At 36.1% G+C, this 12296-nt stretch carries 8 protein-coding genes; 1 reads left to right on the forward strand and 7 read right to left on the reverse strand.

Annotated features, from left to right (window positions below; all coding sequences use genetic code 11):
• Nucleotides 1-840: 840 nt before the first annotated feature.
• Nucleotides 841-1503 (forward strand): ribulose-phosphate 3-epimerase, encoded by a 663-nt coding sequence (gene rpe / locus DFQ11_RS00590; RefSeq protein WP_110473703.1) that lies wholly within the window; start codon nucleotides 841-843, stop codon nucleotides 1501-1503.
• Nucleotides 1504-2175: 672 nt separating this feature from the next.
• Here the strand turns inward: rpe and DFQ11_RS15215 are convergent.
• From DFQ11_RS15215 to DFQ11_RS00625, 7 genes are all read right to left on the reverse strand, one after another.
• Nucleotides 2176-2316 carry a hypothetical protein gene (locus DFQ11_RS15215; protein WP_189342966.1) on the reverse strand — a complete coding sequence of 47 codons (141 nt, stop codon included), beginning with the start codon at nucleotides 2314-2316 and terminating at the stop codon, nucleotides 2176-2178.
• A gap of 457 nt (nucleotides 2317-2773) precedes the next feature.
• Nucleotides 2774-3199: a CBS domain-containing protein gene (locus DFQ11_RS00595; protein ID WP_110473704.1), complete on the reverse strand. Its 426-nt coding sequence runs from the start codon at nucleotides 3197-3199 to the stop codon at nucleotides 2774-2776.
• Between the two features lie 92 nt (nucleotides 3200-3291).
• Nucleotides 3292-5628, reverse strand: coding sequence for a GumC family protein (locus tag DFQ11_RS00600; RefSeq protein ID WP_110473705.1), 2337 nt, complete (start codon nucleotides 5626-5628; stop codon nucleotides 3292-3294).
• Between the two features lies 1 nt (nucleotide 5629).
• Nucleotides 5630-6391 carry a polysaccharide biosynthesis/export family protein gene (locus DFQ11_RS00605; protein WP_110473706.1) on the reverse strand — a complete coding sequence of 254 codons (762 nt, stop codon included), beginning with the start codon at nucleotides 6389-6391 and terminating at the stop codon, nucleotides 5630-5632.
• Nucleotides 6392-6457: 66 nt separating this feature from the next.
• Nucleotides 6458-7453 (reverse strand): MraY family glycosyltransferase, encoded by a 996-nt coding sequence (locus DFQ11_RS00610; RefSeq protein WP_158524970.1) that lies wholly within the window; start codon nucleotides 7451-7453, stop codon nucleotides 6458-6460.
• Between the two features lie 1585 nt (nucleotides 7454-9038).
• Nucleotides 9039-10139 carry a non-hydrolyzing UDP-N-acetylglucosamine 2-epimerase gene (gene wecB, locus DFQ11_RS00620; RefSeq protein WP_110473709.1) on the reverse strand — a complete coding sequence of 367 codons (1101 nt, stop codon included), beginning with the start codon at nucleotides 10137-10139 and terminating at the stop codon, nucleotides 9039-9041.
• Nucleotides 10140-11099: 960 nt separating this feature from the next.
• Nucleotides 11100-12206: a glycosyltransferase family 4 protein gene (locus DFQ11_RS00625; protein ID WP_158524971.1), complete on the reverse strand. Its 1107-nt coding sequence runs from the start codon at nucleotides 12204-12206 to the stop codon at nucleotides 11100-11102.
• Nucleotides 12207-12296: the final 90 nt, after the last annotated feature.

Below are 12296 nucleotides of genomic sequence, written 5' to 3' on the forward strand. Positions count from 1 at the left end.
CACAGAGAAATACTATTGAAAAAAAGAGCACTGCTAATGGTTTAGCTTCTTCAGTTTTTGGTACGATTTCAGTTTCCAGCATCTAGTATCCAACTTCTAGCCTCCAGCTTCCAACTTCTAACCTCCAACCTCCCACCAAATCCCTAATACCTAATCCCTAATTCCCATGCTTCACTTTTCACTTACCCAGCCTCCAGCATCTAGTTGTTAGTCGTTAGTTTTTAGACGTGAGTGTTGAGTTTCTAGCATTTAACTTGAAGAATAGTTCCACAGAGATACACAAGAGTTACGCAGAGACTCACAGAGGTCGCACTGAGCTCAACAGAGTATATTAGAGACTCACAGAGAACTTAGTGGTGAGTTTTTAGTCGGTAGTTTTTAGTATCGAGCTTCCAACTTCTAGCTTCTAGTTCCTTAAATAGTTACGCTAAGATTCATAGAGTAAACACAGAGTCGCGCAGAGTATATTTGAGACACACAGAGAAATACTATAGAAAAAAGAGCACTGCTAATCGTTTAGTTTTTATGCCGCAGTTTATGTTATGATTTCAGTTTCCAGCATCTAGTATCCAACTTCCATAATTTTTCACTTTTCGTTTTTCATTTCTCCCGCTTCTAGCCTCCAACCTCCCACCAAATCCCTAATCCCTAATACCTAATACCTAATCCCTAATACCAAATCCCTAATACCTAATCCCTAATACCTAATACCTAATACCTAATACCTAATGCCCATACCTCTCTTTTAACTTTCCACTTCCACTCCCATACTTTTTCCCTTTTCACTTTTAATTTTTCACTTACAACACTACCTTTGTCTAAACAAAAACAACACAACAAATGTCTTCAAAATTAATTGCTCCTTCGATGCTTGCTGCCGACTTCGGTAATCTTCAACGTGATACAGAAATGGTTAATAACAGTGATGCCGATTGGTTTCATATCGATGTGATGGATGGGCACTTTGTTCCCAACATTTCTTATGGTATGCCGGTGATTCAAGCTATCAAAAAACATGCGACTAAACCATTAGATGTGCATTTAATGATTGAAAAACCTGAGCGCTATATTGAAGAGTTCGCTAAAGTAGGTGCAGATATTATTACGGTTCATTATGAGTCGACAGTGCATTTACACAGAACCTTAAGACAGATTAAAGATGCTGGCTGTAAAGCTGGAATTGTGCTTAATATCACAACGCCTTTAACGGTTTTAGAAGATATTTTACCTGAATGTTATATGATTTTATTAATGTCCATCAACCCAGGTTTTGGTGGTCAGAAATTCGAAGAGGTGACGTATAAGCGTATTAAGAATCTTCGTAAAATGATTGACGAGCAAGGGTTAGATACACGAATTGAAGTGGATGGTGGGGTTACCGATCAGAATATTGAAAAATTAGTAGCCGCTGGAGCAGATACCTTCGTTGCCGGTAGTCACGTGTTTAAAAGTGATGATCCTACCGCTACGATAAAACGTTTGAAAGATTTAGCGAATTCGTAAAATCTAAACTTAAATTATAGATTTTTTTTTCTGCCTTTCGACGGCATAAAGAAATTAGAAATTGGGGAGTAGTATTACTTAATAGTAAATGAGACTCCCTTTTTCGTTTTCCGGTATTTCTTTAGCTAAATTATCGAAGGTTAATGGTTAGTTTTCTTCCTTCAATTCACTACTCGATTTCAACTTCGATTTCAACTTCAATTCCCCTAATGCCTATCATCCGACAACAGCTAACGGCGAAAGACTAACATCTAAGAACTACCAACTAATCCCTACTCCCTAATGTCTGACAACAGACAACGGCTAGCATCTAACAACTAAAATTTCTTCCAACTTTTTTCTTGATAAAAAAGTGGACAAAAAATCAAGACTGCCGTTTATTTAGCTAAACATTTTGTTCGCTTCGGCGCAAAAATGGAGGAACTGGTATGTTGAATATTTTATCCTCCCCAAGTAACTTTATTTATAATTGACTCATTAAATCTACCATCGATTTTTGCTGCTTCCTTCGCTTCACTGCATGTTTTACGCTAAATAATCGAAGGTCGAGGGTGTCGACTTAGCGTTGTTCATTATACTTAATTACAGATAAGTTACGCTATGAGAAACTTTAACAGAGAATTACTCTTGAAAAAGATCAATGTTAATGGTTAGTTCTCTTTCTTCAATTTACTATTCGATTTCAACTTCAACTTCGATTTCGACTTCAATTTCAAGTTCAATTTCAATTTCATCTTCAACTTCGATTTCATCTTCAACTTCAACTTCAACTTCGATTTCAACTTCAACTTCAATTCCCCTAATCCCTATCATCTGCCAACAGCTAACGGCGAAAGACTAACATCTAAGAACTACCAACTAATCCCTACTCCCTAATACCTAATGCCTATTATCTGACAACACACAACAACTAACAGCTAACGGCTAACGGCTAACGGCTAAAAACTAAACATTTTGTTCGCTTCGGCGCAAAAATGGTGGAAACGGAAAGTTGAAGATTTTTTCCTCACCAAACGACTTTATCTAAATTTGACTCATTTATTCTACCATCGATTTTTGCTACTTCCTTCGCTTCACTGCATGTTTTACGCTAAATCATCGAAGGTCGAGGGTTTCATCTTAACGTTGTTCATTATACTTAATAACAGGTAAGTTACGCTATGAGAAGCTTTAACAGAGAAATACTTTTAAAAAAGATCATTGTTAATGGTTAGTTGTCTTCTAACACTTTACTATTCAACTTCAATTTCAATTTCAATCTCCCTAACCCCTACTCCTCTAGCCGCTTCAACAAATACTGAATCAAATCCGTAGTGGTAACAATACCAACTAAACGGTTACTATCAACAACTGGTAAGGCGTGGAATTCTTTTTGAGCTAGAATTTGAGCGACTTCTTTAATAGTAGCATCTGAAGTTACGGTGACGACGTTTTTGGCCATGACCTGCTCAATAGTAAACATATTGTACACCATGGATTCGACCTCTGTTTCGGACTCGTCTACTGCGTCTGCAAAGCTAATTCGGAGTAAATCGGTATAGCTTAACATCCCAATAATGGTATCCTTAGCCACTACAGGAATATGTCTTATTTTATGACGTTTAAAAAATAGCTCAGCCGTCTCAAGATCATCCTCTCTTTTGAGTGTGATTAAATTGGTAGACATAATTGTGGAGATAGCATCAAGAGTTTTCATGACTTTTAGTTTTATATTTCACTCCTAAAGTAGCTTATAAAAGTCCAGAAATCTATGATAAATATCAGCCTATTTAGAAGGTAATGCCTCTATTAATCCTCACTATTATACCCGTAGTTATACCCATAATTATAGCTATAGCCATAAGACTTGCTTGCCCCTACACTATTCACCACATAAGCCATGTTTTTCAGTTTACCTGACTCTGACAAATCTTTAGAGAATTTTAATAAACTCTTATCTGTAAAATCTGCTCGTGTTAAATACACCGTGGCATCCGCTAATGAAGAAATTAATAGGGTATCTGTGACTAAAATAGTTGGTGCTGTATCAACGATGATATAATCATACTCCTCTTTAGCTTCTGCGATTAACTTAGAAAAACGTCCATTAGTTAACAATTGTGCTGGATTTGGAGGAATTGTACCAGACAGCATGATATGGTGATTTGGGTGTTTATCAAATCCTTTTATAATGGCATCTTTCCAATTATAATGAACATCATGTAGATAATTAGATAAGCCTGGTTTATGTCTATCTTGAGCAATATGAATATGGATTTGTGGATTTCTTAAATCCGCACCAATTAATAACACCTTTTTGTTGATACTAGATAAGGCCAGAGATAAATTAAGACTTATATAAGTCTTCCCTTCCCCTTTAATCGTAGAGGTACAGTAAATCACTTTTCCCTTATGATCATCTTTTGCTGGTAAGATGTAGTCAACGTTAGAACTCAGTATTCTAAAAGATTCCGCCAACGGTGTACGTGCGTTTGGATCGTCAAAAATAACAACTTCCTTATTTTTTATATTAGGTATTTCACCTATCACCGGAATCTGAGGATTCTCTTTTATGATATCTTCTTTGGAGTGTAATTTAGTATCCAACATAAACATCAAGTACAACACTCCCAATGGAATTAATAAGCCTGCCAATAACGCCCCTGCATAGACTATATTGGATTTTGGTGAAACAGGACCATAATTAGATAAGGCATATTCCACAACTTTAATTGATGGCTCTGTAATCGCTAAGTTTATAGCCGCCTCTTCTCGCTTCTGTAATAATAGAAGATAGAGACTTTCCTTAATCTTTTGCTGACGTTCAATAGCACGTAATAGTTTTTCCTTTTCAGGAATTTGTGCCACCTTGCCACTGAATTTTCTATTTCTCTGATCGTATTGTTGACGTGACGTTTCTAATTGACTGACATAGTTCTTTAAAGATCTATTTATATTCGCCTTCAAATCCTCAACTTGAGCCACCGCTTGCTTAACAATAGGATTGTTAGCTCCACCACTATTTAAAAACTTATCTCTATTAATTACGGCTGTATTGTATTCCGAAATTAAGCCGTTAATACTATTATTACTTATGCCAATGTTTGCTGGTAATAAATCGGATTCAGCACTTGATTTTAAGGAATTTTCTAGTAAACGAGATAAGGCAAGTTGACTTTCAATTTGAAAGACCTCTTCTTCCGACTGAGAGCGTTGTCCTAAGCCTAATTCAGCATCAACTTGAATATCTGTAATATTATTGCGCTCTTTAAAGTATTGTCTCCCAACCTCTATAGAATCCAACTCTTGAGCTAAAAACACAAAGCGGTCATCAATAAAATCCAAGGTTCGTTTTGAAACTAATTGTCTATCCTGAATTCCATCTCTGTCAAATACATTCATCAATTTATTTAAAATTCGTTCAGATAAGGCTTTACTCCCCCCTTTTATACTAAGTCTCAACAAATGGCTTTCCTTTCCAATAGCTGACACCCCAATTCTCGACTTTAAGTTCAATGCTGTGTTTTTTAAGGGGCTAAAATTTATAACGAAATTCCTACCCACGAGGTCAGCTCTACTTGTAATTATGTTCAAATCCAACTCAAAAGGTAGATTATTCTCGTCAGTACGAGAGGAATTTTTAGAAAGAAAATAAACAACTTCGCTAATTCTATCCGTCACTTCTACCCCATTAGGTTTTACTTTCAGGTTATAAGATAAGTTGTTTGTAATACTATCGGGGTGAATCGTTTGTTTAAAACCTATAGGTAAACTTTCTACTTGAATGGTTTGCACAGTACCTTCAATATAAAAAGTTGTATTTAACTTTAATTCTCTTACCACCTGATTCATAATCCGGTAAGACGTTAAAATCTCTGTTTCATTTTCTAAATTAATATTAGATCTCTTAAATATAAAGGCAGAAGTAGGCAATTCTAACCCCCCAGACTCATCTAATATTTTAATTTTTGAATAGGTTTCATAAACTGGAGGCGTATACCTCAAGTACAAAAATGCCGTAATCAACGCGATAGCTACGGTTGCTATAAACCATGGCCAATAGCGTAAATAGCGCCCAATTTCTTGTTTAATATCTAGGCCATCGCCTTCGTCAATGGTATGCATATTATTAAATGAATTATCCATACTATCGTGTCAATAATATTGTTATACTAAGTGCTAAAGATGCTATAGTCAATACCGTGCCTACATCACCAACAAATCCTGCATTTTTAACTCTTGGATTATTAGGGTTGACCACGATCACATCATTAGGTTTTATAAAGTAGTATTCAGAATTCATGAACTCCGCAGAAGTTAAGTCAATATGAGTTACCTTTCTAACTCCATCCTCTTCTCTAGTCAATAAAATATCATCACGCTTTCCGTTAATAGTTAAGTCACCAGCATAACCTATAGCTTGCAACAAGGTCATATTAGGCTCCGTATAATTAATGGTCCCAGGCTCATTCACTTCGCCTAAAATCGTGACCTTTGCATTAATTAAACTTATATTTACTCTAGCATCAGATAAGTGGCCTTCTGTGATTAGTCGATTACTAATAAAAGCTTCTAAATCTTGAACTGTTTTATTTTCAGTAGATATCTCTCCTAAAACTGGAAAACTAATGGAATTACTAATTGATACTTTATACCCTTCTAACTTTAAGAGTTCTAAACTTGTAGATGTAGAATTCTGGGACACCACCTTATTATATGGCAATGCTGCTTCAGGCACTAAACTCTCCACTGTGATTTTTAAAATATCGTTAGGCTGAATATTGGTCGATTGGTATGCAATAGCACTTACATCCGTGGTATCAATATCTTGTAAATATAATATGTCCTTTTTGGAGGCACAGGAAGCTAAAGCAAAAAGACTTATTAAGCCTAATAGTTTAAAATTCATTCTCATTTCTTTTTATAAGTAGCAAATATAGTTGCAATTTAAGTACTAGCAAAACCTCAACTATAACTAACTTAGGTTCTTCTTATTAATTTCAGCCTTATACTTCGCTTTTGAAATCCATAATGGAATGAGATATAAAACTGAACCGTAGAGCAATAAGGCTATAATTTGCAAATTCAGATTAAGGTGTATTAAATTAAAAGCAATGCATACAATAATTAAACTGACGGCAGATATCATCAAAGTGGTCTTAATATGTGTATAACCCAAACTAATAAACATATGATGAATATGATTTTTGTCTGGAGCAAAAGGACTTGATTTTAATACGAACATTCTGAAACAGAATATTCTACAGGTATCAATCAGTGGATAAAACAACAATGCCAACACGATAGCAGGTGATGCCTCATAAAATTCAGAGCTGATGTTTAACTGTGATTGGGATACGAAGCTCACCGTAAAGAACGCCAATAAAAAGCCAACAATCATAGATCCGGTATCGCCCATAAATATCTTGAGTCTAGATGACATATTATATCTTAAAAATGCCAAGAGAGCGCCCATGAGTGCAATCGCTAAAGTTGCTAAACTCAAGTCTCCCGTACTAAAAAATAAAAAGGCAAATACAGCACTAATCAATAAAGCCACACTTCCTGCCAATCCATCTACGCCATCGATTAAATTATAAGCATTAATAATTAAGATATAAACAAATAAGGTAAAAACTAAAGATATGTAGTATGGTAATTCCCCTATGCCAAGTATAGACGAAAAGCTTAAAATTCTAGAATCTCCAAAGATGACAATTAATAAAGCTGCAATTAATTGACCTATTAACTTTTTTTTAGGCGACAATACCGTTAAGTCGTCCTTTAATCCAAGAAAAAATAGGATGGTTAAGCCGCCCATGACCAGCAGCAAGACTTGAGCGTCTAAAAACGCCCCTGTAATGGCGATGACTAACATGACGCTAAAAAATATGCCTATCCCACCTAAAGTTGGTGTTCGGTAAGAATGCATACTTCTGTTATCCGGCTCATCCATTAAACGCTTTCTCATCGATATAAATAAGATCGACGGAAAGGTCCGTAGCGCAATAAGAAAGGCCAATAGAAATGTAGCGGATAACCAAAGAATCGCGTTATTTTCTGGGCTAAAATTATTTAGTAGCGTTGTTATCATAAGTAAGTGATATAACTTTTCTATACCGATTTAAAGCTAGCGCAAGATAGTATTTTATCAGTAATCTATTAGGTCTCAGTTGGAATTAATAGAAAATACTTGTTGATTTTCACATATCTACGATGAGAGGTAAAGTCATAATCCCTCATTGATTTTTAATTTGTAATGAGTTAAGCAATTTGATGGAAAGTGGGATGTGAACTATGGGGATTGGGGATTGGGGGTTAGGGATTGGGGTTTGGTCGGAAGCTGGACGCTAGAAGCTAGAGGCTCGACCTTGGAAGTTAGAATTTAGAAGCTAGTAACAAACTAAAGCACAAACACTTAACAATTAAACATGATCTTTTTTTAGTAATATTTCTCTGCGCCTCTCTTAAATTTCTCTGTGCAACTCCGTGTTCACTGCGTGAATCTCTGGGTAACAATCTTGGAAACTCGAAATTGAAATTGAAGTTGAAGCTGAAAAACTAAGTAATTAGCCAGTATCTTTTTTCAGCTATAACTCTCTGTGCTCTCTAATATTGCTCTGTGTTTCTCAGTGTTCACTCCGTGAGTCTCTGTGTAACTATTTTGATGATGGAAGCGGGAAAGTGGAAAGTAAACCATAAGTATTTGGGATTAGGGATTAGGAATTTAGTGGTAGTTGGAAACTGGAGAAGAGGAAAGTGAACTATGGGGATTGGGGATTGGGGATTAGGGATTGGGGATTGGTGGGAAGCTGGACGCTAGATGCTAGAGGCTCGAAGTTGGAAGTTGGAAGTTGGAAGATCGATATTAAAAATGACCGACTTCCGACTAAAAACTCACGACTGACCTCTCTGTGAGTCTCTAATATACTCTGCGCGTCTCTGCGTAACTCTCGTGTATCTCTACGTAACTTTTGTGGTTCTCAGTGCTACTCTCGAGAATCTCTGTGGAACTATTTATTCAAGTTAAATCCTAAAAACTCACCACTCACGACTAAAAACTAACGACTAACAACTAGATGCTGGAAGCGGGAGAAGTGAAAAACGAAAAGTGAAAAGTGAGACATAGGCATTAGGAATTAGGTATTAAGGATTAGGGGTTTGGTCGGAAGCTGGACGCTAGAAGCTAGAGGCTCGAAGTTGGAAGCTTGAGGCTAGAGGCTAGATGTTTTAAGCTAGATATTGGAATTTGAAACTAATTAATAGATTCTCTGTGCATCTCAAGAATTTCTCTGCGAGTCTCAGCGTAAATTCGTGAGTTTCGGTGTAACAATCTTGGAAACTCGAAATTAAAATTGAAGTTGAAGTTGAAAAACTAAGTAAATAGCCAGTATCGTTTTTCAGTTATAACTCTCTGTGCTCTCTAATATTGCTCTGTGTCTCTCAGTGTTCACTCTGCGAATCTCTGGGTAACAATTTTAGAAACTAACTACTAACATCTACCAACTAAAAACTCACCACTACCAACTAAAAACTACCAACTACCGACTAAAAATTCATCTCTCATTACTAATCGCTTTAAGGCCATCCACAATACGCTCTGCGGTTTTACCGTCCCAAAGCGGAATATCTTGTCCTTTTTTCCATTGTCCTGCGAATAATTTATCCAAGTAAGGTTTTAAATTCTCAGGATCGGTTCCGACTAGTTCGTTCGTACCTAATGTGATGGTTTCTGGTCGTTCGGTATTGTCTCTTAGGGTTAAACAGGGTACGCGCATAATAGACGCTTCTTCAGTGATACCTCCAGAGTCTGTAATCACAGCTTTGGCATTTTCTACCAAGTAGTTAAATTCTAAATAACTCAAGGGCTCTAACATATGTAAGCGTGAATGCCCTACCTTCAAACGTTCTAAAATTTTTGCTGTCCTAGGGTGAACAGGAAAAACTAATGGCAAGTCTCGAGTATGCGCTATAATTTCATCGATCATAGATTTCAACTGCGACTCCTCGTCGACATTCGCTGGTCGATGTAAGGTCATAACGATATAGTTTTGCTTCTCTAGGTTTAAGTCATTCCAAACTTTTGGTTTTGTAAAGTTCGGGCGTTGTTTTAAAAGCGTATCAATCATGGTATTACCCACAAAGAATATCTGATCCTCCTTTACCCCAGATTGTTTTAAGTTGATGTTTGCTGTTTCCGAGGTGGTAAAAAAGTAATTGGTTATACTGTCGGTCACCAAACGATTAATTTCTTCTGGCATGGACCAATCATCAGATCTTATTCCTCCTTCGACGTGTGCTACCTTTGTATTCAATTTTTGAGCGACTAAAGCACAGGCCATAGTGGAGGTCACGTCGCCAACCACCAACACCAAATTAGCGGGATGAGCTAGCAATTCCTTTTCAAAATGAATCATGATATCCGCAGTCTGCTGAGCTTGAGACCCACCATGACAGTCCAAATTCACATGAGGCTCAGGAATGTCTAATTGCTCAAAAAAGCTACCGGACATGTTTTTATCGTAATGCTGCCCCGTATGGACTAAGCGATAATCCAGCTCAAAACCCTCCTTTTGTGTTTTTTGGATAGCATGAATGATAGGTGCTATCTTCATAAAGTTTGGTCTTGCTCCTGCTATGATGGTGATTTTATACATCTCTATACCTATTCGCTTTTAGTGATTCCATATAGGCTTTTGGTAGCCTGCTTTATTTTATTTTGTATCTTTACTAGTCGACATACACTATCCATACACTATCCATACACTATCCATACACTATCCATACACTATCCATACATCATCCATACACCGTGATTTAAGTTCGTTTTAATTCCGACTAACTAATTTCAGTTATTCTTTAACCTGTTTTCAGTACGAACTTAGTTGCCATAGTTCATGGAACACCTTCGTCTATTAGTGTGTAAAACTAGGTATAATTATACGATTAAATATTTTAACCTTACTTAATGATTGGGGAAATAATGTTGATTTTAGGTCATTGTTTTATTTTTTGGTTGTAGCAAACCCTCCGACTCATCTCCATTCCTTTCCGATGAGCCACCTCCCTTCAACTGAAGGGAGGAGCCGGTGACGATTAAGATTTGTTTCAGGAATTAAACTATTATGTCCGCATCGAGTTTCCTTTCTACATAACTCAACCTAAACTAAGGTTTAATATGACTAAACTTCTCGATACAATTCCTCACGCTTCGGAATCACTCGAAGTGACAAACGTAGTTTTATTAAAAAATGGAATGACATCCATAAGGAGGTACGACTGAAGGGTCTCGCACCTCTTTAATACTTGATGTGTTTTAGAGATTCTTCGCTTTGCTCTGAACGACAAGTGAGTTGGGAATGACAAAACCAATACCATTTAACCCTGAGTTCACCTTATAAACAACTTCTTGAATTGCTTTTCGGCAAACTTCGAAACTTATACTCATAATAGATTGTAGAACAACGATACAAAAGTCACCGTTAAAAATATTATATTATTGTGGAAGCTCGTTGACTTATCCGAGACTTAAAAAAGTGGTAAAGAAACCACTATTTTACCCGAATAAACAAAGGCCGTTTAAATTAAGAATTATTACTTAGCTCAGATACGCCTACTTAATTATTAATTAAAGATTTTATCTTTTCTAAATATGAAGCAATCACTAATTTCTCATCAAATTTATCAACTGCAATTCTACGAGCGTTACGGCCTATTTCTAATCGTTTTTCCTCGGATGCATTGAGCAATAAAGCAATTTTATCAGCAAGGTCTACGGCGTCTTTAGGTTTACATAAATATCCATTGAAACCATCAGAAACCACATCTTTACATCCAGGCACATTCGTGGTTACGATTGGTAAACTCATTGCACAAGCTTCTATTAAACTTTTGGACAAGCCCTCTCTATAAGATGGTAAGACCATTATGTCTGATTGCTCATAAACCAACTTCATATTATCAACCTTACCTATATACTCTATTTGAGATATTTTGAGCCATTCCTCCAACTCTTCTTCACTAACCGCAGTTTTATTATTGTATCCAAGCTCCCCAACTATTTTAAACTTTAAATCAGGAAATTCATTAAGTAATAGTTTAGCGGCATCAATAAACTCACGTATGCCTTTATCTCCAATTAATCTACCTACAAAAAGTATGCACTTAGCATGATTATTAAATCTAACAACTTTAAAAGTTTCTGTATTAACCCCAGAGCCAGGTATAATACTTGTTTTTTTAATATTTATGAGTTTTTTAGTATGAAAAAGATTTTGATCTTCGGTATTTTGAAAGAACACCCAATCAGATTTAAGAAATGCCGTTTTATACAAACCATAGGCTATAAACGTGGACAAATTCTTTTTGATAAATAAAGTTCCTAAACCGCTAACATTATTAATTACAGGAATACCCAAAGCTTTAGCAGCATAATTACCATAGATATTAGGTTTAATTGTATAAGACAATATTAAGTTAGGCTTTATGTCTTTATATAGTTTATAGTAACTTCGGATAAGTCCTAGATCTTCTTTGATGCTTGTCCCTTTACTATTAATATCTATAGGAACACATTCCACGCCTTCACTCTCTAGAAGTGTTACGTATTCATCATTAGGCGCAACCGCCAACACATGATAACCTTGGACTTGTAAGGCTTTAATCAACCCCAATCTAAAGTTATATATATTCCAACTCGTATTTATGGCAATTACTATTTTCATCAATGCAGTATAAATATATAACTCACTATAGTCTAACCAACCAACATTTATATTTCCCTCAGGACTACTCCGCATGCTGGAACTATAAGT

The organism is Winogradskyella epiphytica (assembly GCF_003217215.1).
GTDB classification, from domain to species: Bacteria; Bacteroidota; Bacteroidia; order Flavobacteriales; family Flavobacteriaceae; genus Winogradskyella; species Winogradskyella epiphytica.